The organism is Pantoea sp. X-Soil-ISGK-421 (assembly GCF_059730785.1).
Genome location: NZ_AP035979.1, coordinates 4030977 through 4051973, shown reverse-complemented (window position 1 = coordinate 4051973; position 20997 = coordinate 4030977). Strand labels below are relative to the sequence as shown.

The window sequence follows — 20997 nt, the reverse complement described above, 5'->3', positions numbered from 1 at the left end:
CGCGATGGTGACACTTTGTAAGAGTAGGTTTTTTTGGGAATATGTGCATACTGTGCGCTTTTTGATGGCTTGAGCGGTAGGCAAGTGCCTCCGGCTCCAACAAAAGACAACTTATGAGCTCGGATAAGAAACAGTCCCTTGGGGCAGTCACGCTGGCGGCAATTGGCGTGGTGTATGGCGATATTGGTACCAGCCCGCTCTATACATTGCGTGAATGTCTTTCTGGTCAGTTTGGTTTTGGCGTAGAACGTGAAGCGGTTTTTGGCTTCTTGTCGCTGATCTTCTGGCTACTGATTCTGGTGGTGTCACTTAAGTACATTAGCTACGTGATGCGTGCGGATAACGCCGGTGAAGGCGGGATTTTGACGCTGATGTCGCTGGCCGGACGCCATACGGGGGCTAGAGCCACGGCAATTTTGGTGATCATGGGGTTGATTGGCGGCAGCTTCTTCTATGGTGAAGTGGTGATTACGCCGGCGGTTTCGGTACTTTCTGCGATAGAAGGTTTGGAGATTGCCGCGCCGAGTCTTGATGCCTACATCGTGCCATTGGCGATTGCCGTGCTGACCTTGCTATTTGTTATCCAAAAGCACGGCACAGGCATCGTTGGTAAGCTGTTCGCGCCGGTGATGTTGCTGTGGTTTCTCGTCCTTGCAGTACTGGGCGCGCGCAGCATCATTAGCAACCCGGACGTCTTGCATGCGATGAACCCTTACTGGGCGCTGCATTTCTTTATTGAATACAAAACCGTTTCTTTCTTCGCGCTTGGCGCAGTGGTGCTGGCGATTACCGGCGTCGAAGCGCTATACGCCGACATGGGCCACTTCGGTAAATTCCCGATTCGCCTCGCCTGGTTCATCGTGGTGCTGCCTTCGCTGGTGCTGAACTACTTTGGACAAGGCGCGTTACTGCTTAAACATCCCGAAGCGATCAAAAACCCATTCTTCCTGCTCGCGCCGGATTGGATGCTGATCCCGATGTTGATTCTGGCAACCTTAGCCACGGTGATTGCGTCACAGGCGGTGATTTCCGGCGTGTTCTCATTAACCCGTCAGGCGGTGCGTCTCGGCTATTTGCCGCCGATGCGCATTGTGCACACCTCGGAAGAGGAATCCGGCCAGATCTATATCCCGGTGATTAACTGGCTGCTCTATTTCTCCGTAGTGATTGTGATTGTCGGCTTCGAGCACTCCAGTAATCTGGCAGCGGCTTATGGTATCGCGGTGACAGGAACCATGGTGCTGACCTCCATTCTCTGTTCCACCGTAGCGATTCAAAACTGGCACTGGAACCGCTATCTGGTGGTGCTGATTCTGATCGCCATGTTGTGCATCGACGTGTCGCTGTTCTCTGCCAACCTGATCAAAGTGTTCTCCGGCGGTTGGCTGCCGCTGACGCTGGCGCTGATGATGTTCATCATCATGACCACCTGGAAAAGTGAGCGTTTCCGCCTGCTGCGTCGTATGCACGAGCACGGCAACTCACTGGAAGCGATGATCGCGTCGCTGGAGAAATCGCCGCCGGTGCGCGTGCCGGGAACGGCGGTGTATATGTCGCGTGCGTTGAATGTGATTCCGTTTGCCATGCTACATAACCTTAAGCATAACAAGGTATTGCATGAGCGCGTGGTGCTGCTGACGCTGCGTACCGAAGATGCGCCTTACGTGCACAATGTCCGTCGTGTGACCATTGAACAGTTGTCACCCACCTTCTGGCGCGTAGTGGCGAGCTACGGCTGGCGTGAAACGCCGAACGTTGAGGAGATTTTCCACCGCTGCGGCCTTGAAGGCCTTAACTGCCGCATGATGGAAACCTCATTCTTTATGTCGCATGAATCGCTGATAATCGGCGATCGTCCGTGGTATTTGCGCCTGCGCGGCAAGTTGTTCCTTGCACTGCAACGCAATGCGCTGCGCGCGCCGGATCAGTTTGAAATCCCACCGAACCGTGTCATCGAGCTGGGAACCCAAGTCGAGATTTAACGTTATGCATGCGCGTCACCAACTCAAGGTGACGCGCAATCCTCCGCTGGCTCGCTGGCTGAACAGCAATTGAATGTCGTGCAGCTGCGCAATATTCTTCACAATCGAAAGCCCCAATCCGCTCCCGGTTTGCGCCTGTCCCGGCGGTCGCCAGAAGCGTTCACCCAACCGTGCCAGTTGCTCATCGCTGACGCCAGGCCCGTTATCATCAACGGTTATGGCGCGGGCATTGAGCTGTACGTCAATGGTGCTGCCCGACGGCGAATAGCGTAGCGCGTTATCCAGCAGATTCCGCACCATCAAACCCAGCAACAGCGGATGACCGTTCATCACCGGTTCGGCGTGGCTGGTGAACTGCAAATGCTTTTGCTGTTGTTCCGCCTGCGGGAAGTGCTCCGCCAACAAATTTTGGAGCAGTGGCGCCAGCGCTACCGGTTGAAACTCGCTGCGCAGATCGTCAGCTTCCACACGGGACAGTGTTAAAAGCTGATCCACCAACCGCGTGGCGCGCGCAATGCCGCTATCCAGTTGCTGAATGGCACGTTTGCGCATCGCCTCATCATCATCGGCCAGCTGAATTACTTCACTTTGCACCCGCAGCGCCGCCAATGGGCTGCGCAGTTCATGGGCGGCATCGGAAGTAAAGCGACGTTCGCGCTGCACCAAATGCGCCATACGACTGAACAAGCCATTAAGCGCCACCACCAGCGGCTTCACCTCTTTGGGCAAGCGCGTGTCCGGCAATGGCGTAGCATCATCCGGTGCACGCTGATGCAGTGAAAGCGTGAGGCGTTTCAACGGGCGCAGCTCAAACCACACCAGCAACAGCAGCAACAGCAGCATAAACGGCATGGCGATCAGCCACGGCATCAGGCTGCTGAGCGCCAGATCGCGCGTCATATCATCGCGGTATTCCCACTCTTGCCCGACCACCACGCGATAACGCTTATCCTCAGAGGTCAGCCACACTAAGCGCCAGCTGTCATTATCGTCACGCAGCTGACCATCAACAAAGCCATCGCGCTGCTGATCAAACTGCAGATCGCGACCATTTTCACCGTCGTTTAATAGCGGCTGGCCTTCGGCGCTGAAAATGGCAAACGCCAGCGCATCATCATCCTGCTCGCCACGATGATGGCGCAGGATCGCTTTAGTTTTGGGCAGCGTAACGTCCTGCAACGCGGTTGGATCGAGGGTGATTAGGCGTTTAGCAAACAGCATTTGCTGGGTATCAAACAGCTCGTTCACCGTATCGCGGGTTTGATGCCAGGCGCTGAGACCAGCAAGTCCGCCGCACAACATGATCAACAGCACAAAGCCGATGGCGAGGCGCAGAAACAGACTCATTCCTCCGCTCCCAGCGTATAACCAACGCCGTGTACGGTACGGATAAACTGGCTGCCGAGTTTCTTGCGTAGATGATGAATGTGCACTTCTACCGCATTGCTAGAGACATCTTCATCCCAGCTGTAGAGCTTCTCTTCCAGCTGGCTGCGCGTGAGCACGCGGCCTGGATTGCGCAGAAACAGTTCCAGTAGCGCCAGTTCGCGGCTCTTCAGGCTGACGGCTTCGCCATCGCACATTACGCTGTGGCTGTTGGGTGCCATCACTACTTTGCCGTGTTTGAGTTCTGGCTGCAGCTGCCCATGACGACGACGGATCAGCGCCTGCAAGCGCGCCGCGACTTCTGTTAACGCAAATGGCTTGCACAGGTAATCGTCGGCACCAAGTTGCAATCCCTGCACGCGTTGATCGAGCGCATCACGTGCAGTGAGAATTAGCACCGGCACGTCTTGTCCTTGCTGACGCCACTGACGCAGGATATCCAGACCATCGCGTTCCGGCAGCGACAGATCCAGTACCACCGCATCCCAGGGCGCGGCCGTTAGCGCCTGAAATCCGGCTTCGCCGGAGACAAACCAATCCACGCTGAAGCCAAGCCTGGTCAGCCCAACTTTCAAACCGTCGCCAATCAAGGTGTCATCTTCGATCAGTAAAATGCGCATCAGTTCTCCTTGTGTTGAGCCGTGTTATACGAAGCACAATCCCTGTTGTACAGGGAAAATAGCCGCAAATAGACTATTTTTCATGAATGTACGTAAAAGCCATTCTCTTAAGATCCTGTTAAGAACCTTATGGTGAAATAGCTTCCGTAAACCGACACATTCATGGAAAAGAGGTGAAATATGAAAAAGTCCGCAGCTCTGTTAGCGATTGTCGCCCTGGCCGCCACGCCGGTTCTTGCTGCTCAGCAAGGCGGTTTTGTTGATCCGAATGCGCCAACTGCACAGGTTAAATCCGGTGGTTTCAAAGCCGATAACACCAGCGTTGTCACGGTGAAACAGGCCGAAGAGATGAAAGACGATAGCTGGATCACCGTGCGCGGTACGCTTGAGAAGCAAATCGGTGATGAGGATTATCAGTTTCGTGATGCTACCGGCACCATGAAGGTCGAAATCGATCATAAACGCTGGAACGGATTGACCGTCTCGCCGAAGGATCAGGTAGAACTGACCGGCGAACTGGATAAAGATTTCAACTCCATCGAACTGGACGTGAAACAGGTACGTAAACTGCCATAATCCTTCCCCGGAGCCGCCTGAGCGGCTCCAAAACCCTTCCAAACTCAAATTCTCTCTGGCACAAGCGAAACGTTTCGATGGCGATCACATTTCCGTGATGCCGTGATTGAGTTGCCGTGCGCATTTTATACACTCCCGATCAGCGAAACGTTTCGCTGTGGAGTGGAAGAAATGAAAAAAGGTCGCTTGTTAAACGCTGAAGTCTCTCATGTGATTGCTCGCCTGGGGCACACCGATACGCTGACGATTGCTGATGCAGGCTTGCCAATTCCGGCTGGTCCACAGCGCATCGATCTGGCGTTAACGCCGGGTACGCCCGAATTTTTACAGGTGGTTGAGGTTGTCACGCAGGAGATGCAGGTTGAAAGCGCCCTGATGGCGGAGGAGATTAAGCAGCACAATCCGCAGCTCCATAGCGCACTGCTCGCCGTGCTCGAAGCCTTGCAACAGCACCAGGGGAATGTCATCACCATCCGTTACACCAGCCATGAACAATTCAAACAACAAACGCAGCGTAGTCAGGCGGTCATTCGCAGCGGAGAGTGTTCTCCGTATGCGAATGTCATCCTGAGCGCCGGCGTGACCTTCTGAGGCCGCTATGCAACCGTTATTGCAACTCAAAGGGATTGTAAAGTCGTTTCCGGGCGTGAAGGCGCTGAATGGCGCATCGCTCGCCGTCTATCCGGGACGCGTCATGGCGCTGGTGGGCGAAAACGGTGCGGGCAAATCCACCATGATGAAAGTGCTGACCGGCATTTACAGCATGGATGCCGGCTCCATGCAGTGGCTCGGTAAGGATGTCGCTTTCTCCGGCCCGAAAGCGTCGCAGGAAGCGGGCATTGGCATTATCCATCAGGAACTGAACCTGATCCCGCAACTGACCGTCGCCGAGAATATTTTCCTTGGCCGTGAATTTGTTAACCGTTTTGGCCGCATCGAATGGAAAAAGATGTATGCCGCGGCGGATGCGCTGTTAAAGCGCCTTAATCTGCGCTTCAACAGCCACAAGCTGGTGGGCGATTTGTCGATTGGCGATCAGCAGATGGTCGAGATCGCCAAAGTGCTCAGTTTCGAATCGAAAGTCATCATTATGGATGAACCGACTGATGCGTTAACCGATACCGAAACGCTGTCGCTGTTCCGCGTGATCAATGAACTGAAAGCGCAGGGCTGCGGCATTGTCTATATCTCGCACCGCATGAAAGAGATCTTCGAGATTTGCGATGACGTCACCGTGTTCCGCGATGGGCAGTTTATTGCCGAGCGCGCAGTGTGCGATCTCATCGAAGAGAGCCTGATCGAGATGATGGTAGGCCGCAAACTGGAAGATCAATATCCGCGTATCGATCAACAACCGGGTGAGATCCGCTTAAGGGTCGAAAACCTCAGCGGTCCGGGTGTGGATGACGTCAGCTTTACGCTGCGCAAAGGCGAAATCCTTGGCGTATCCGGTCTGATGGGCGCAGGACGTACCGAACTGATGAAAGTGCTGTACGGCGCGCTGCCACGCAGCAAAGGCAAAGTGACCCTGAACGGCCGTGAGATCGTGACCCGCTCTCCGCAGGATGGCCTCGCCAACGGCATCGTATATATCTCGGAAGATCGCAAACGCGATGGCCTGGTGCTGGGGATGTCGGTGAAAGAGAACATGTCGCTGACCGCGCTGCGCTATTTCAGCACCGGCGCGGGCAACCTGAGACACAGTGACGAGCAGCTGGCGGTGGGCGATTTTATTCGTCTGTTCAACGTTAAAACCCCGTCGATGGAGCAGCCGATTGGCCTGCTGTCGGGGGGGAATCAGCAGAAAGTGGCGATTGCGCGTGGCCTGATGACGCGTCCTGATGTGCTGATTCTTGATGAGCCGACACGCGGCGTCGATGTCGGGGCAAAAAAAGAAATTTATCAGTTAATTAACCAGTTTAAAGCCGAAGGGCTGAGCATCATTTTGGTGTCATCGGAAATGCCAGAAGTGCTGGGCATGAGCGACCGCATCATGGTGATGCATGAAGGCCATCTGAGTGGCGAATTTTCCCGTGAGCAAGCTACCCAGGAATCCCTGATGGCGGCGGCAGTCGGTAAGCAACACAGCGAGGAGTTAGTTGTATGAGCACCCAAACCTTACCCGCCAGCCGTCGCTGGTTCAGCAAAGCCTGGCTGCTGGAGCAGAAATCACTGATTGCATTGATCGTGCTGATCGCCGTGGTTGCCAGCCAGAGCCCGAACTTCTTTACGCTGGCCAACATGTTCAACATTCTGCAGCAGACGTCGGTCAACGCCATTATGGCGGTGGGGATGACGCTGGTGATTTTGACTTCGGGCATTGATCTGTCGGTAGGATCGCTGCTGGCGCTGACCGGTGCGGTGGCGGCATCGATCGTTGGATTAGAAGTGAATGCGCTGGTGGCCGTAGCGGCTTCGCTGGCGCTGGGAGCAGCGATTGGCGGTATTACCGGCGTGATTGTGGCGCGCGGCAAGGTGCAGGCTTTCATCGCCACGCTGGTGATGATGTTGCTGCTGCGCGGCGTCACCATGGTGTACACCAACGGCAGCCCCATCAACACCGGTTTCAACGATAACGCCGATCTGTTTGGTTGGTTCGGTATTGGTCGCCCGTTGGGTATCCCCACGCCGGTGTGGCTAATGGTCGCGGTGTTCGGCCTGGCATGGTACATGCTGCATCACACGCGCCTTGGTCGTTACATCTATGCGCTGGGTGGCAACGAAGCCGCCACGCGTTTGTCGGGCATCAACGTTAATCGCGTCAAAATTATCGTTTATTCGCTGTGCGGCATGTTGGCGGCATTGGCCGGAACCATCGAAGTGGCGCGTCTCTCTTCCGCACAACCGACAGCGGGCACCGGTTATGAACTGGATGCGATTGCTGCGGTGGTGCTGGGCGGTACCAGCCTGGCGGGTGGCAAAGGCCGCATCATGGGCACGCTGATTGGTGCGTTGATCCTCGGTTTCCTCAACAACGGCCTGAATCTGATGGGCGTATCGTCTTACTACCAAATGATTGTTAAAGCCGTCGTCATTCTGCTAGCAGTGCTGGTGGATAACAAAAGCAGTAAATAACTCTGACCTTCACACAGGATTTAAAAAATGAAAAAGTTAACTGCATTGGCCGTCATTCTTGGCGCCACCCTCAGTGCTGGCGCTATGGCTAAGGACACCATTGCTCTGGTGGTTTCAACGCTGAATAATCCGTTCTTTGTGTCACTGAAAGATGGCGCACAGAAAGAAGCTGACCAATTAGGTTATAACCTCGTGGTGCTGGATTCGCAGAACAACCCGGCGAAAGAGCTGGCGAACGTGCAAGATCTGACGGTGCGTGGCACCAAGCTGCTGCTGATCAACCCAACCGATTCTGATGCAGTAGGTAATGCCGTGAAGATGGCGAACCAGGCAAACATTCCGGTGATTACACTCGACCGCGTGGCAGCACAAGGCACGGTGGTGAGCCACGTTGCTTCTGACAACCGCTTCGGCGGCAAAATGGCCGGTGACTTCATCGCCAAAAAACTGGGCGAAGGCGCGAAAATTATTGAACTGCAGGGCATTGCGGGCACTTCTGCGGCGCGCGAGCGCGGTGAAGGCTTCAAACAAGCGGCTGACGCACATAAGTTCAATATCCTGGCGAGCCAGCCGGCTGACTTTGACCGTACTAAAGGTCTGAACGTGATGCAGAACCTGCTGCAGGGACATCCTGATGTACAGGCGGTATTTGCTCAGAACGACGAAATGGCGCTGGGCGCGCTGCGTGCGCTGCAAACAGCCGGTAAAACCGACGTGCTGGTGGTGGGTTTTGACGGCACCGCTGACGGTGTGAAAGCCGTCGAATCGGGTAAACTGACCGCCACTGTAGCTCAGATGCCTGACAAGATTGGCGTGATTGGCGTGCAGACTGCCGATAAAGTATTGAAAGGCGAGAAGGTAAAGGCGGTTAATCCGGTTGACCTGAAGCTGGTGACCAAATAATAAGTAAAGAAAAGCAGGGCAACGCGCCACCGTCCTGGTGGCGCATCTTTCTGGATGAATCCCAATGACCACAAGCGCAAAACTGGCCGTTCTCGGCAGCATCAATGCCGATCACATCCTTAACCTCTCCCACTTTCCGCGTCCGGGCGAAACGGTGATCGGGAAACAGTACCAAATTGCCTTTGGCGGCAAAGGGGCCAATCAGGCGGTCGCTGCGGGTCGTGCCGGTGCAGACATTGCCTTTATTGCTTGCGTGGGCGCCGATGACATTGGCGAGCGTATTCGTCAGCAGTTGCAGCAAGATCGCATTGATACCGCCCCCGTTGAAACCGTCGCCGATGAATCGACCGGCGTAGCGATGATCTTCGTGAATAGCGAAGGCGAAAATAATATCGGTATCTATTCTGGTGCCAATGCAGCGCTGACGCCCGCGCGCGTCGAGCATCATCAGCAGGTGATTGCCAATGCCGATGCATTATTGATGCAGCTGGAATCACCGCTGGAAAGTGTGCTGGCAGCCGCGAAGATTGCCCGCAAGCAGCAAACGCAAGTCATCCTGAATCCTGCGCCGGCTACCGCGCTTTCTGACGAGCTGCTTGCGCTTATCGATATCATCACGCCAAATGAAACTGAAGCAGAAATTCTCACCGGTATCGCGGTAAAGAGTGATGAAGATGCAGCTCGCGCAGCGCAGGCATTGCATGCCAAAGGTATTGATACCGTGTTAATCACACTAGGCCGTCGCGGCGTGTGGCTAAGTGAGCAAGGCAACGGCGTGCGTATTCCGGGCTTCAGCGTGCAGGCCATTGATACCATCGCGGCGGGCGATACTTTCAATGGTGCGTTTATTACTGCGCGTCTGGAAGGTATGGCAATGCACGATGCCGTTCTTTTCGCCCATGCGGCTGCCGCGATTGCGGTGACGCGTGCGGGCGCGCAGCCCTCAGTGCCGTGGCGCACTGAGATCGACGCCTTCCTGCAACAACAGGGTTAAGCGCTTGGCTACCATGAAAGACGTCGCCCGCCTGGCGGGCGTCTCAACGTCCACCGTTTCGCACGTCATCAATAACAATCGCTTTGTGAGCGAGCAGGTGCGCGAAAAGGTGGATCAGGCGATTCGCGAGCTGAACTATGCGCCGTCCGCGTTGGCGCGCAGCCTGAAAATTAAGCAAACGCGTACCATCGGCATGCTGCTCACCGCCAGCAGTAACCCATTCTATTCCGAAGTGGTGCGCGGGGTAGAAAACAGCTGCTACGAACGTGGCTACAGCTTGATTCTGTGCAACACCGAAGGCGATGAGGAACGTATGAATCGCAGCCTCGAAACGCTGATGCAAAAACGCGTCGATGGTTTGCTGATGATGTGCACTGAAACCCATCTGCCGTCGGCGGAAATCCTCAATCGCTATCCGTCCGTGCCGATGGTGATGATGGACTGGGCGCCATTTGAAGGGCGCGGCGACATTATTCAGGACAACGCGCTGCTCGGTGGCGAGCTGGCAACCCAGCATCTGATTGATCGCGGTTATACGCGCATTGCCTGTATTGCGGGTCCGCAGGATAAAACCCCGGCGCGTTTGCGTCTGGAGGGGTTCCATAAAGCGATGGCCAACAGCGGATTGTTGGTACCGCCAGGTTATGTCGTCGATGGCGATTTCGAGTTTCAGGGCGGTTTCAACGCCATGAATCAATTGCTGACGCTGGATACGCTACCCGAAGCGGTATTTACCAGCAATGATGCGATGGCGGTTGGCGTCTATCACGCTCTGTTTCAGGCCGGATTGCGTGTGCCGCAGGATATTGCAGTGATGGGTTATGACAACATAGAACTGGCGCGTTATCTGACGCCGCCACTTAGCACCATCCATCAACCGAAAGATGAGTTAGGCGAACTGGCGATTGATACCTTGATTCATCGTATGAGCGATCCCGACGCCAGTCAGCAAACGCTGGTGCTGACGCCGGAACTGGTTGAGCGCGGTTCGGTTTAAGCTGCTTTCTTCTTTTTCTCGCGGTTGGCGATCAAATTACGGCCGTCGCCCGGACGTAACATCATAAAGGTAAAGGCAGATAACACGGTAACGACGCCCATCGTCAGGAAAGTCGCGTGGAATTGCGCGACGGTTGTGGCCTCGACATCCTGATAGAAGCGCAGCACCGCGGCGCTCACCGCTACACCAAAGCTGATCGAAAGCTGCTGCGTTACTGCCAGCACACTGTTCCCGCCGCTGGCGTTCTCATCATTTAAATCCGCTAGTGTGATGGTGTTCATCGCGGTGAACTGCGTCGACATCGCCATTCCCAGAATCAACAGTGCTGCCAGCAGCATGACTACGCTGCCTCCCGGCGATTGCAGTGAGAAGGTGGCGATCAATATGCCAATGATGATGGTGATAGCAACCAGCGTATGGCGATAACCGAAGCGACGTAATACTTGTGTCACCGTGGATTTGGCCAGCAGCGCGCCAATCGCCGTAGGTCCCATCATGCAACCGGCGATAAGCGCGGGATAACCAAAGCCCACCTGTAACATCAGCGGCATCAGGAACGGAATACAGCCGGTTCCCAGACGCGAAGCAATATTGCCAATGATGCCGACCGAGAAGGTCCGGGTTTTAAACATTGGCAGATTGATTAGCGGTGCCGGATGACGACGCGCGTGCACTATATAGAGAAGAAGTAATGCAATGCCGCTAAACAGTACCAACAGCGCTTGCCACGGCAACACTACGCGCTCGCCAAACAGTTCGATGCCGACCGATATCAGCACCAGACCCAAGCCAAACAGCAGGAAGCCTAAAAAGTCGAAGCGGCGTTTTGGGGTAGTGAAGTCCGGCATATATTTGCGTGCGTAGAAGATGCCTGCGATACCAATAGGAATGTTGATCAGGAATATCCAGTGCCAGCTGGCGTAGGTCACTAACAAACCGCCGAGCATCGGCCCCAGAATCGGTCCCACTAAACCTGGCATGGTAACGAAGTTTAACACGGGTAGCAGTTCACTACGTGGATAAGCGCGCAATAACGCCAGACGCGCGACGGGCATCATCATCGCTCCGCCAACACCTTGCACCACGCGAGAGACCACCAGCATGCTTAATGAACCGGACAAGGCACAGGCCAGCGAACCCAGTGTAAATAGCGATACTGCAAGAATGAAGATTTTGCGGGTGCCATAGCGATCCGCCAACCAGCCACTCACCGGGATTAGCATCGCCACCGTTAGCGTGTAACTGATGACGGCAGATTGCATGGCTAAAGGAGAACGTTCAAGGCTGGTGGCGATAGCAGGAAGCGCAGTATTCAGGATGGTGGCATCAAGTGCTTGCATGAAAAACGCCATGGCGGCGATCCAGGGCAAGCCGGCCATACTGCGCGCGGAGCGAATCATTGAAAGTCCTTCTCGAATAATTGTCAGCCTACAACAAAGAAATTACGTTTGGCTAAACAGAATAGCATTGGTTTTTAAGGTAATGGCGCTGATTTATGCCGATGAAACGGCGATTTTGACTGATTCTTCGCCAGGAAATGTCCGTTTTTAACGCGTTCGTTTAAAAAAGAGGCGCTCAGTCATTTTTTTGCAATAAACCCTTGTCAGCTCCGAATAACTCCCTATAATGCGCCACCACTGAGACGGCAAAGCGGCAACGCAGACGGCTCAGCAGGGAGTGAAGAAATTCACCCCGCCGGATGAAAACGCTGAAAAAAGTGTTTGACTCCGAAGGAGGAAAGCGTAATATACGCCACCTCGCGACAGACGGTTAACCCGCTGCTCGCAACGCTCTTTAACAATTTATCAGACAATCTGTGTGGGCACTCGCAGGATTGATATCAGCGTCTCCGGACGCAAAAAAAATATCAAGTCTCACGAGTGAACACATAATGAAATTCATTATGACGTTTTACAGATGAGCATCGCTTAACTTGTTTAAGCAAATCAAACTTAAATTGAAGAGTTTGATCATGGCTCAGATTGAACGCTGGCGGCAGGCCTAACACATGCAAGTCGAACGGTAGCACAGAGGAGCTTGCTCCTTGGGTGACGAGTGGCGGACGGGTGAGTAATGTCTGGGAAACTGCCCGATGGAGGGGGATAACTACTGGAAACGGTAGCTAATACCGCATAACGTCGCAAGACCAAAGTGGGGGACCTTCGGGCCTCACACCATCGGATGTGCCCAGATGGGATTAGCTAGTAGGTGGGGTAATGGCTCACCTAGGCGACGATCCCTAGCTGGTCTGAGAGGATGACCAGCCACACTGGAACTGAGACACGGTCCAGACTCCTACGGGAGGCAGCAGTGGGGAATATTGCACAATGGGCGCAAGCCTGATGCAGCCATGCCGCGTGTATGAAGAAGGCCTTCGGGTTGTAAAGTACTTTCAGCGGGGAGGAAGGCGGTAAGGTTAATAACCTTGCCGATTGACGTTACCCGCAGAAGAAGCACCGGCTAACTCCGTGCCAGCAGCCGCGGTAATACGGAGGGTGCAAGCGTTAATCGGAATTACTGGGCGTAAAGCGCACGCAGGCGGTCTGTCAAGTCGGATGTGAAATCCCCGGGCTTAACCTGGGAACTGCATTCGAAACTGGCAGGCTAGAGTCTTGTAGAGGGGGGTAGAATTCCAGGTGTAGCGGTGAAATGCGTAGAGATCTGGAGGAATACCGGTGGCGAAGGCGGCCCCCTGGACAAAGACTGACGCTCAGGTGCGAAAGCGTGGGGAGCAAACAGGATTAGATACCCTGGTAGTCCACGCCGTAAACGATGTCGACTTGGAGGTTGTTCCCTTGAGGAGTGGCTTCCGGAGCTAACGCGTTAAGTCGACCGCCTGGGGAGTACGGCCGCAAGGTTAAAACTCAAATGAATTGACGGGGGCCCGCACAAGCGGTGGAGCATGTGGTTTAATTCGATGCAACGCGAAGAACCTTACCTACTCTTGACATCCAGAGAACTTAGCAGAGATGCTTTGGTGCCTTCGGGAACTCTGAGACAGGTGCTGCATGGCTGTCGTCAGCTCGTGTTGTGAAATGTTGGGTTAAGTCCCGCAACGAGCGCAACCCTTATCCTTTGTTGCCAGCGGGTTATGCCGGGAACTCAAAGGAGACTGCCAGTGATAAACTGGAGGAAGGTGGGGATGACGTCAAGTCATCATGGCCCTTACGAGTAGGGCTACACACGTGCTACAATGGCGCATACAAAGAGAAGCGACCTCGCGAGAGCAAGCGGACCTCATAAAGTGCGTCGTAGTCCGGATCGGAGTCTGCAACTCGACTCCGTGAAGTCGGAATCGCTAGTAATCGTAGATCAGAATGCTACGGTGAATACGTTCCCGGGCCTTGTACACACCGCCCGTCACACCATGGGAGTGGGTTGCAAAAGAAGTAGGTAGCTTAACCTTCGGGAGGGCGCTTACCACTTTGTGATTCATGACTGGGGTGAAGTCGTAACAAGGTAACCGTAGGGGAACCTGCGGTTGGATCACCTCCTTACCTGAAGATACCTTCCCGCGTAGTGCTCACACAGATTGTCTGATAGAAAGTAATGAGCAAGACGGCTGCGAAGTCGTGACACATCGTGTCCCCTTCGTCTAGCGGTTAGGACTCCGCCCTTTCACGGCGGCAACAGGGGTTCGAATCCCCTAGGGGACGCCACTTGCTTGGTGACAGGTGAAAGGTGTCTCCACGAAGTATCTCAAAAATGACGTAACCGTCATGTTTGAGATATTGCTCTTTAACAATCCGGAACAAGCTGAAAATTGAAACGACGTGTTGGTTCATTTCTCCGTAATAAGAAATGAATAACGACATGTTCGAGTCTCTCAATGCCTGCAGTCTGCAGCGTTGCAAAACGCCTGTGGGTTGTGAGGTTAAGCGACTAAGCGTACACGGTGGATGCCCTGGCAGTCAGAGGCGATGAAGGACGTGCTAATCTGCGTAAAGCGTCGGTAAGGTGATATGAACCGCTACAGCCGACGATGTCCGAATGGGGAAACCCGGTGCACTCAGTGCATCATCGCAACATGAATACATAGTGTTGCGAGGCAAACCTGGGGAACTGAAACATCTAAGTACCCAGAGGAAAAGAAATCAACCGAGATTCCCCCAGTAGCGGCGAGCGAACGGGGAACAGCCCAGAACCTGAATCAGTTTGTGCGTTAGTGGAAGCGTCTGGAAAGTCGCGCGATACCGGGTGATAGCCCCGTACACGAAAGTGCACATTCTGTGAGTTCGAAGAGTAGGGCGGGACACGTGGTATCCTGTCTGAATATGGGGGGACCATCCTCCAAGGCTAAATACTCCTGACTGACCGATAGTGAACCAGTACCGTGAGGGAAAGGCGAAAAGAACCCCGGCGAGGGGAGTGAAACAGAACCTGAAACCGTGTACGTACAAGCAGTGGGAGCCTTCATTTATGGGGGTGACTGCGTACCTTTTGTATAATGGGTCAGCGACTTATATTCTGTAGCAAGGTTAACCGTATAGGGGAGCCGCAGGGAAACCGAGTCTTAACTGGGCGTTAAGTTGCAGGGTATAGACCCGAAACCCGGTGATCTAGCCATGGGCAGGTTGAAGGTTGGGTAACACTAACTGGAGGACCGAACCGACTAATGTTGAAAAATTAGCGGATGACTTGTGGCTGGGGGTGAAAGGCCAATCAAACCGGGAGATAGCTGGTTCTCCCCGAAAGCTATTTAGGTAGCGCCTCGTGAACTCATCTTCGGGGGTAGAGCACTGTTTCGGCTAGGGGGCCATCCCGGCTTACCAACCCGATGCAAACTGCGAATACCGAAGAATGTTATCACGGGAGACACACGGCGGGTGCTAACGTCCGTCGTGAAGAGGGAAACAACCCAGACCGCCAGCTAAGGTCCCAAAGTCATGGTTAAGTGGGAAACGATGTGGGAAGGCACAGACAGCCAGGATGTTGGCTTAGAAGCAGCCATCATTTAAAGAAAGCGTAATAGCTCACTGGTCGAGTCGGCCTGCGCGGAAGATGTAACGGGGCTAAACCATGCACCGAAGCTGCGGCAGCGACGCGTATGCGTTGTTGGGTAGGGGAGCGTTCTGTAAGCCGTTGAAGGTGTGCTGTGAGGCATGCTGGAGGTATCAGAAGTGCGAATGCTGACATAAGTAACGATAAAGCGGGTGAAAAGCCCGCTCGCCGGAAGACCAAGGGTTCCTGTTCAACGTTAATCGGAGCAGGGTGAGTCGACCCCTAAGGCGAGGCTGAAAAGCGTAGTCGATGGGAAGCAGGTTAATATTCCTGCACTTGGTGTTACTGCGAAGGGGGGACGGAGAAGGCTAGGTTATCCGGGCGACGGTTGTCCCGGTTTAAGCGTGTAGGCTGACACCTTTGGTAAATCCGGGGTGTCTTAAGGCTGAGGCGTGACGACGAGCCACCACGGTGGTGAAGTAACTGATGCCCTGCTTCCAGGAAAAGCCTCTAAGCTCCAGGTAACACGAAATCGTACCCCAAACCGACACAGGTGGTCAGGTAGAGAATACCAAGGCGCTTGAGAGAACTCGGGTGAAGGAACTAGGCAAAATGGTGCCGTAACTTCGGGAGAAGGCACGCTGGCGCGTAGGTGGAGGGACTTGCTCCCCGAGCCGAAGCCAGTCGAAGATACCAGCTGGCTGCAACTGTTTATTAAAAACACAGCACTGTGCAAACACGAAAGTGGACGTATACGGTGTGACGCCTGCCCGGTGCCGGAAGGTTAATTGATGGGGTTATCCGCAAGGAGAAGCTCTTGATCGAAGCCCCGGTAAACGGCGGCCGTAACTATAACGGTCCTAAGGTAGCGAAATTCCTTGTCGGGTAAGTTCCGACCTGCACGAATGGCGTAATGATGGCCAGGCTGTCTCCACCCGAGACTCAGTGAAATTGAAATCGCTGTGAAGATGCAGTGTACCCGCGGCAAGACGGAAAGACCCCGTGAACCTTTACTATAGCTTGACACTGAACATTGAGCCTTGATGTGTAGGATAGGTGGGAGGCTTTGAAGCGTGGACGCCAGTCTGCGTGGAGCCAACCTTGAAATACCACCCTTTAATGTTTGATGTTCTAACGTAGGCCCGTAATCCGGGCTGCGGACAGTGTCTGGTGGGTAGTTTGACTGGGGCGGTCTCCTCCCAAAGAGTAACGGAGGAGCACGAAGGTTGGCTAATCCTGGTCGGACATCAGGAGGTTAGTGCAATGGCATAAGCCAGCTTGACTGCGAGAGTGACGGCTCGAGCAGGTGCGAAAGCAGGTCATAGTGATCCGGTGGTTCTGAATGGAAGGGCCATCGCTCAACGGATAAAAGGTACTCCGGGGATAACAGGCTGATACCGCCCAAGAGTTCATATCGACGGCGGTGTTTGGCACCTCGATGTCGGCTCATCACATCCTGGGGCTGAAGTAGGTCCCAAGGGTACGGCTGTTCGCCGTTTAAAGTGGTACGCGAGCTGGGTTTAGAACGTCGTGAGACAGTTCGGTCCCTATCTGCCGTGGGCGCTGGAGAATTGAGGGGGGTTGCTCCTAGTACGAGAGGACCGGAGTGAACGCACCACTGGTGTTCGGGTTGTCATGCCAATGGCATTGCCCGGTAGCTAAGTGCGGAAAAGATAAGTGCTGAAAGCATCTAAGCACGAAACTTGCCCCGAGATGAGTTCTCCCTGACCCCTTGAGGGTCCTGAAGGGACGTTGAAGACTACGACGTTGATAGGCCGGATGTGTAAGCGCAGCGATGCGTTGAGCTAACCGGTACTAATGACCCGTGAGGCTTAACCTTACAACGCCAGAGGCGTTTTGGTCTGAGAGACCTGATTTTCAGCTTGTTTTACCGGATAGATTTGCGCGGCCCGCGAGGGCGGCGTGAGCAAAAGAATTTGCCTGGCGGCTTTAGCGCGGTGGTCCCACCTGACCCCATGCCGAACTCAGAAGTGAAACGCCGTAGCGCCGATGGTAGTGTGGGGTCTCCCCATGCGAGAGGGGTGGGTGGGGGGGGGGGGGGGGCGAAGGGAACTGCAGGCATCAAAATCAAACAGGTGAAGAAGCCCCGGACGAAAGTTCGGGGCTTTTTTACGTCTGCAGATCGGAAAAACCATCCCAATTCATTGAGTTCTCAGCCACTGAGAAATAAAATCAGCAACATATTCCGGCTGATTGATGTCCAGCATCGGCAAATTCAGTTCTAAATCCTCATCGGTTGCCACTGCAATTACATAACCATCCAGTAAATCCTCAATCTCACCTTTAACGCCACGCCGCCAAAGCGCAATTTTGGGCAGCAGCTCATCTTTAAAACCCTCAACTAAAACCAGGTCTAACGTCGAGCTATCCATTCTCGAGGCTAATTGCATCAGGCTTAATGGTTTATCGGGCGTATCGACCATCAACGCCCACCGCTGATTACTGGCAACGATCACCTGGTGTGCCCCGGCTTTGCGGAGTAGATAACTGTCTTTACCCGGTGTATCGATGTCCATTTGATGATGCGTATGTTTAATTAGGCCCGACCGGATTCCTTGCCTTTTCAGTAGCGGAATCACTTGCTCGAGCAACGTGGTTTTTCCAGTTCCGCTCCAGGCAGAAATAGCCAACAAAGGCACGCTCATAACAATTTTTCCTCATTCACTAAATCGTCTGGCGTATTGATATTACGGAATGCCGATTCTGCCTCTAAAAGCGTAACGGCATGCCCGCCATGCTCATGTAAAAACTGCATCAAACGTCGCTCGCCCCGCAGCAGCCAGGCCTCAAGATCATCAGCAAGCGCACAATTGACGAGCGCTAATGCAGGATGATCACGCTGAGAGGACTTCACCCAAACTGCGGGCGCATCGCCACGCTGATGCCATAAGCGTGCAACAAAATCAGTGGGAATCCAGGGAGTATCGCAAGCGCAAAAAGCCACCCAATCTGTTTTACTTTGGCGTAAACCACTGAGCATGCCAGCCAGCGGTCCGGGATAGTCTGGCAAGGAATCAGTAACAACCTGACAACCACTTGCCTGATAGCGATCAATGTTACGGTTAGCGCTTATCAACACAATATTGACTTGCGGCCGGAATCTCCGCAAAACGTGCTGATAAAGTGGTTCGCCCTGTAACATTAGCAGCCCTTTATCCTGGCCCCCCATGCGACTGCCTTGCCCACCTGCAAGGATTACGCCGGTAAATGCTGTCATCTTCGTCTCCTTGCTTCATTCTGGACGATACTTGATTAGCGGCAGCGTACCATCTGCATAAAGGAATCAATGATGAAATATCACCGACTCAATGAACTGCTCGAGCTCCTGCAACCCGCATGGCAAAAGGATGCAGATCTCAACCTGCTGGCATTTTTACAAAAACTGGCGCAGGAATCTGGTTTCAGTGGCCCATTAAGTGAATTAACCGATGATGTATTGATTTACCATCTCAAAATGCGTGATGCAGACAGCCAGAGTGCCATTCCCGGCCTGAAAAAGGATTATGAAGTGGACTTCAAAACCGCGCTATTACGCGCACGCGGTGTGATTAAGGATGATGAGTAGTGTTATCCTTGCGCATTAATCGCAAAGGTAACACACAGGCAAAATGATGAGCGAAGCCGCCTTTAATTTCCAGACGCTGAATCCCGATGTCATTCTTGATGCACTTTGGGATGCGGGTCTGCGTGTCGAATCAGGCTTAACCGCCCTCAATAGCTATGAAAACCGCGTCTATCAATTCAGCGATGATGATAAACGCCGCTATGTGGCTAAGTTTTATCGTCCGCAACGCTGGAGCGCACAACAGATCCTCGAAGAACATCAGTTCACGCAGGATTTATTAGACGACGACGTACCGGTTGCCGCGCCGCTCATTCTGCAGGATTGCACGCTAAATCATCATGCCGGCTTTATGTACGCGGTCTTCCCCAGTTTAGGGGGGCGACAATATGAAACCGACAATGAAGATCAGATGGAATGGGTTGGCCGCTTTCTGGGACGAATCCATCAAACTGCAAAGCAAAGCCTGTTTCAGCAGCGTCCGACTTTCGGCCTCGAAGAGTATGTGTTTCAACCGCGGCAGGAACTGGAACAAAGTGCATTAGTACCGGCTTCTCTTAAAGACTTGCTGCTTGCTGCCGTTGATAAGCTGAGCGCTACGCTGCAGCAGCGCTGGCATAGCCAATGGCAGCCGTTAAGGTTGCACGGTGATTGCCATCCCGGCAACATTCTGTGGCGTGATGGCCCAATGTTTGTCGATCTTGATGATGCCCGTAACGGGCCGGCAGTGCAGGATTTGTGGATGCTGGTCAATGGCGATCGCCAGGAACAGTTGATTCAATGGGATATTTTGCTGGAAGCCTATAATGAATTCGGTGATTTTGATTTACATGAATTGTCACTGATTGAGCCTTTACGCGCTATGCGCATGGTTTATTATTTGGCCTGGGTGGTACGCCGCTGGCAGGATCCCGCTTTTCCGCGCGCCTTTCCCTGGATGACAGATGAGGATTTTTGGCGCCGGCAGATTGCATTATTTATCGAGCAGGAAAGGCTGTTACACGAACCGCCGTTGCAGCTTAGCCCGCAATATTAATGAAGTACTCAGGAGATTGTTTCACGATGAAAAAGATCATGTTTGCGCTGGTAGGTTTAATGCTGGCATTTGGCGCCTCAGCGGCACAGTTCAACGAGGGTAAGCAATTCGTCACTTTGCCAAAGCCAGTGGCAGGTGAGCCACAGGTACTGGAGTTCTTCTCCTTCTTCTGCCCGCATTGCTACCAGTTCGAACGCGTTTATCACGTGAGCGATGCAGTGAAAAAGAACCTTCCAGCAGACACGAAAGTGACCAAATACCATGTTGATTTCCTCGGTGGTCAATTCGGTCCGATCGTCACTCAAGCGTGGGCTGTTGCCATGGCGCTGGGTGTAGAAAGCAAAGTCACTGCACCGATCTTTGACGGCATTCAGAAAACCCAAACCGTTACCGATGCAGCAAGCCTGAAAGAGACCTTTATTAAAGCGGCAGGTATCTCTTCTGAAGATTATGATGCTGCCTGGAACAGCTTCGCCGTAAAAGCGCTGGTTGCACAGCAGCAGAAAGCGGCAGCAGACGTCAATCTGCAGGGCGTGCCAGCGATCTTTGTTAACGGCAAATATATGGTTAACAATGGCGGTCTCGATACCAGCTCAATGGACAACTTCGTTGCCGATTACGCCAACGTAGTGAAGTTCCTGGTAGAAAAGAAGTAAATTAGCTTTTAGAACGCCGACACTGTCGGCGTTTTTTTATTGCCTTTTTGTCTTACTCATACGCTGTATTTATTAACCCTTTGCTTAATATCCACATGAACGATCATCTTTTCATTAAGTCGAGCAAGGTCACGATAAGCGTTTAACTTAATGATTTCATTATTTATTTAATATTAAAGTAGTATCAATTAGCGTAAATAACAATACGTTATGATTTTTACGCACAAACTTATCCACAACTTGATCCT

17 protein-coding genes, 1 tRNA gene and 3 rRNA genes are annotated in these 20997 nt (G+C 53.4%); 16 read left to right on the top strand and 5 right to left on the bottom strand.

Features of this window, described 5'->3' with window-relative positions; all coding sequences use genetic code 11:
- Positions 1–113: 113 nt before the first annotated feature.
- The gene (kup, locus tag AC6I8K_RS18795; protein WP_064738318.1) at positions 114–1982 is read left to right on the top strand and encodes a low affinity potassium transporter Kup; all 1869 of its coding nucleotides are present in this window, start codon (positions 114–116) and stop codon (positions 1980–1982) included.
- 15 nt (positions 1983–1997) lie between these two features.
- On the opposite strand, the gene qseC is transcribed toward kup, so the two are convergent.
- Positions 1998–3329, bottom strand: coding sequence for a quorum sensing histidine kinase QseC (gene qseC / locus AC6I8K_RS18790; protein WP_497827208.1), 1332 nt, complete (start codon positions 3327–3329; stop codon positions 1998–2000).
- Positions 3326–3988, bottom strand: a complete 663-nt coding sequence (gene qseB, locus AC6I8K_RS18785; RefSeq protein WP_497827207.1) for a quorum sensing response regulator transcription factor QseB — start codon at positions 3986–3988, stop codon at positions 3326–3328. Before qseB ends, qseC begins: the two co-directional genes overlap by 4 nt.
- 180 nt (positions 3989–4168) lie before the next feature.
- On the opposite strand from qseB, the gene AC6I8K_RS18780 reads away from it, so the two are divergent.
- The 7 genes from AC6I8K_RS18780 to rbsR all read left to right on the top strand — a co-directional run bounded on the left by AC6I8K_RS18780 (position 4169) and on the right by rbsR (position 10533).
- The gene (locus tag AC6I8K_RS18780) at positions 4169–4564 is read left to right on the top strand and encodes a YgiW/YdeI family stress tolerance OB fold protein (protein ID WP_064738321.1); all 396 of its coding nucleotides are present in this window, start codon (positions 4169–4171) and stop codon (positions 4562–4564) included.
- Between the two features lie 171 nt (positions 4565–4735).
- Positions 4736–5155 (top strand): D-ribose pyranase, encoded by a 420-nt coding sequence (rbsD, locus tag AC6I8K_RS18775; protein ID WP_008106751.1) that lies wholly within the window; start codon positions 4736–4738, stop codon positions 5153–5155.
- A gap of 7 nt (positions 5156–5162) precedes the next feature.
- Positions 5163–6671 carry a ribose ABC transporter ATP-binding protein RbsA gene (rbsA, locus tag AC6I8K_RS18770; protein WP_064738322.1) on the top strand — a complete coding sequence of 503 codons (1509 nt, stop codon included), beginning with the start codon at positions 5163–5165 and terminating at the stop codon, positions 6669–6671.
- Positions 6668–7639, top strand: a complete 972-nt coding sequence (rbsC, locus tag AC6I8K_RS18765) for a ribose ABC transporter permease (RefSeq protein WP_064738323.1) — start codon at positions 6668–6670, stop codon at positions 7637–7639. The genes rbsA and rbsC overlap by 4 nt, the downstream gene beginning before the upstream one ends.
- Before the next feature lie 27 nt (positions 7640–7666).
- Complete coding sequence (rbsB, locus tag AC6I8K_RS18760; protein ID WP_064738324.1) at positions 7667–8542, top strand: ribose ABC transporter substrate-binding protein RbsB; 876 nt, start codon at positions 7667–7669, stop codon at positions 8540–8542.
- A gap of 64 nt (positions 8543–8606) precedes the next feature.
- Entirely contained in the window at positions 8607–9536 is a 930-nt protein-coding gene (gene rbsK, locus AC6I8K_RS18755; protein WP_497827206.1) for a ribokinase, read from the top strand.
- Between the two features lie 13 nt (positions 9537–9549).
- Positions 9550–10533, top strand: coding sequence for a ribose operon transcriptional repressor RbsR (gene rbsR, locus AC6I8K_RS18750; RefSeq protein ID WP_483817936.1), 984 nt, complete (start codon positions 9550–9552; stop codon positions 10531–10533).
- On the opposite strand, the gene mdtD is transcribed toward rbsR, so the two are convergent.
- The gene (mdtD, locus tag AC6I8K_RS18745; RefSeq protein WP_497827205.1) at positions 10530–11933 is read right to left on the bottom strand and encodes a multidrug transporter subunit MdtD; all 1404 of its coding nucleotides are present in this window, start codon (positions 11931–11933) and stop codon (positions 10530–10532) included. The two genes, rbsR and mdtD, sit on opposite strands and share 4 nt — an antisense overlap.
- Here mdtD and AC6I8K_RS18740 point away from each other — a divergent pair.
- From AC6I8K_RS18740 to rrf, 5 genes are all read left to right on the top strand, one after another.
- Complete coding sequence (locus tag AC6I8K_RS18740; RefSeq protein ID WP_497827266.1) at positions 11872–12084, top strand: hypothetical protein; 213 nt, start codon at positions 11872–11874, stop codon at positions 12082–12084. The genes mdtD and AC6I8K_RS18740 overlap by 62 nt on opposite strands.
- Before the next feature lie 403 nt (positions 12085–12487).
- Positions 12488–14030, top strand: a 16S ribosomal RNA gene (locus tag AC6I8K_RS18735).
- An 87-nt stretch (positions 14031–14117) separates the two neighbouring features.
- A tRNA-Glu gene (locus tag AC6I8K_RS18730) sits at positions 14118–14192 on the top strand.
- A 213-nt stretch (positions 14193–14405) separates the two neighbouring features.
- A 23S ribosomal RNA gene (locus AC6I8K_RS18725) occupies positions 14406–17314 on the top strand.
- 100 nt (positions 17315–17414) lie between these two features.
- A 5S ribosomal RNA gene (gene rrf / locus AC6I8K_RS18720) occupies positions 17415–17529 on the top strand.
- The 16S, 23S and 5S rRNA genes sit together here with 1 tRNA gene alongside, the layout of an rRNA operon.
- Positions 17530–17636: 107 nt before the next feature.
- Here the strand turns inward: rrf and mobB are convergent.
- Together mobB and mobA are read right to left on the bottom strand one after the other, a co-directional pair.
- Entirely contained in the window at positions 17637–18140 is a 504-nt protein-coding gene (gene mobB, locus AC6I8K_RS18715; RefSeq protein WP_497827204.1) for a molybdopterin-guanine dinucleotide biosynthesis protein MobB, read from the bottom strand.
- Positions 18137–18712, bottom strand: coding sequence for a molybdenum cofactor guanylyltransferase MobA (gene mobA, locus AC6I8K_RS18710; protein ID WP_483816479.1), 576 nt, complete (start codon positions 18710–18712; stop codon positions 18137–18139). Before mobA ends, mobB begins: the two co-directional genes overlap by 4 nt.
- Positions 18713–18784: 72 nt before the next feature.
- On the opposite strand from mobA, the gene AC6I8K_RS18705 reads away from it, so the two are divergent.
- Genes AC6I8K_RS18705 through dsbA form a run of 3 tightly spaced genes read left to right on the top strand, consistent with a single transcriptional unit; the run spans position 18785 to position 20749 of the window.
- Positions 18785–19060 (top strand): YihD family protein, encoded by a 276-nt coding sequence (locus AC6I8K_RS18705; RefSeq protein WP_064741566.1) that lies wholly within the window; start codon positions 18785–18787, stop codon positions 19058–19060.
- Between the two features lie 46 nt (positions 19061–19106).
- Positions 19107–20093: a serine/threonine protein kinase gene (locus AC6I8K_RS18700; protein WP_483817934.1), complete on the top strand. Its 987-nt coding sequence runs from the start codon at positions 19107–19109 to the stop codon at positions 20091–20093.
- A 26-nt stretch (positions 20094–20119) separates the two neighbouring features.
- Positions 20120–20749 (top strand): thiol:disulfide interchange protein DsbA, encoded by a 630-nt coding sequence (dsbA, locus tag AC6I8K_RS18695; protein ID WP_064741564.1) that lies wholly within the window; start codon positions 20120–20122, stop codon positions 20747–20749.
- Positions 20750–20997 lie beyond the last annotated feature (248 nt).

Bases quoted from the DNA above. Each gene is read 5' to 3' on its own strand.
- kup (WP_064738318.1), top strand. From the start codon at position 114: ATGAGCTCGGATAAGAAACAGTCCCTTGGGGCAGTCACGCTGGCGGCA.
- qseC (WP_497827208.1), bottom strand. From the start codon at position 3,329: ATGAGTCTGTTTCTGCGCCTCGCCATCGGCTTTGTGCTGTTGATCATG.
- qseB (WP_497827207.1), bottom strand. From the start codon at position 3,988: ATGCGCATTTTACTGATCGAAGATGACACCTTGATTGGCGACGGTTTG.
- AC6I8K_RS18780 (WP_064738321.1), top strand. From the start codon at position 4,169: ATGAAAAAGTCCGCAGCTCTGTTAGCGATTGTCGCCCTGGCCGCCACG.
- rbsD (WP_008106751.1), top strand. From the start codon at position 4,736: ATGAAAAAAGGTCGCTTGTTAAACGCTGAAGTCTCTCATGTGATTGCT.
- rbsA (WP_064738322.1), top strand. From the start codon at position 5,163: ATGCAACCGTTATTGCAACTCAAAGGGATTGTAAAGTCGTTTCCGGGC.
- rbsC (WP_064738323.1), top strand. From the start codon at position 6,668: ATGAGCACCCAAACCTTACCCGCCAGCCGTCGCTGGTTCAGCAAAGCC.
- rbsB (WP_064738324.1), top strand. From the start codon at position 7,667: ATGAAAAAGTTAACTGCATTGGCCGTCATTCTTGGCGCCACCCTCAGT.
- rbsK (WP_497827206.1), top strand. From the start codon at position 8,607: ATGACCACAAGCGCAAAACTGGCCGTTCTCGGCAGCATCAATGCCGAT.
- rbsR (WP_483817936.1), top strand. From the start codon at position 9,550: ATGAAAGACGTCGCCCGCCTGGCGGGCGTCTCAACGTCCACCGTTTCG.
- AC6I8K_RS18740 (WP_497827266.1), top strand. From the start codon at position 11,872: ATGAAAAACGCCATGGCGGCGATCCAGGGCAAGCCGGCCATACTGCGC.
- mdtD (WP_497827205.1), bottom strand. From the start codon at position 11,933: ATGATTCGCTCCGCGCGCAGTATGGCCGGCTTGCCCTGGATCGCCGCC.
- mobB (WP_497827204.1), bottom strand. From the start codon at position 18,140: ATGAGCGTGCCTTTGTTGGCTATTTCTGCCTGGAGCGGAACTGGAAAA.
- mobA (WP_483816479.1), bottom strand. From the start codon at position 18,712: ATGACAGCATTTACCGGCGTAATCCTTGCAGGTGGGCAAGGCAGTCGC.
- AC6I8K_RS18705 (WP_064741566.1), top strand. From the start codon at position 18,785: ATGAAATATCACCGACTCAATGAACTGCTCGAGCTCCTGCAACCCGCA.
- AC6I8K_RS18700 (WP_483817934.1), top strand. From the start codon at position 19,107: ATGAGCGAAGCCGCCTTTAATTTCCAGACGCTGAATCCCGATGTCATT.
- dsbA (WP_064741564.1), top strand. From the start codon at position 20,120: ATGAAAAAGATCATGTTTGCGCTGGTAGGTTTAATGCTGGCATTTGGC.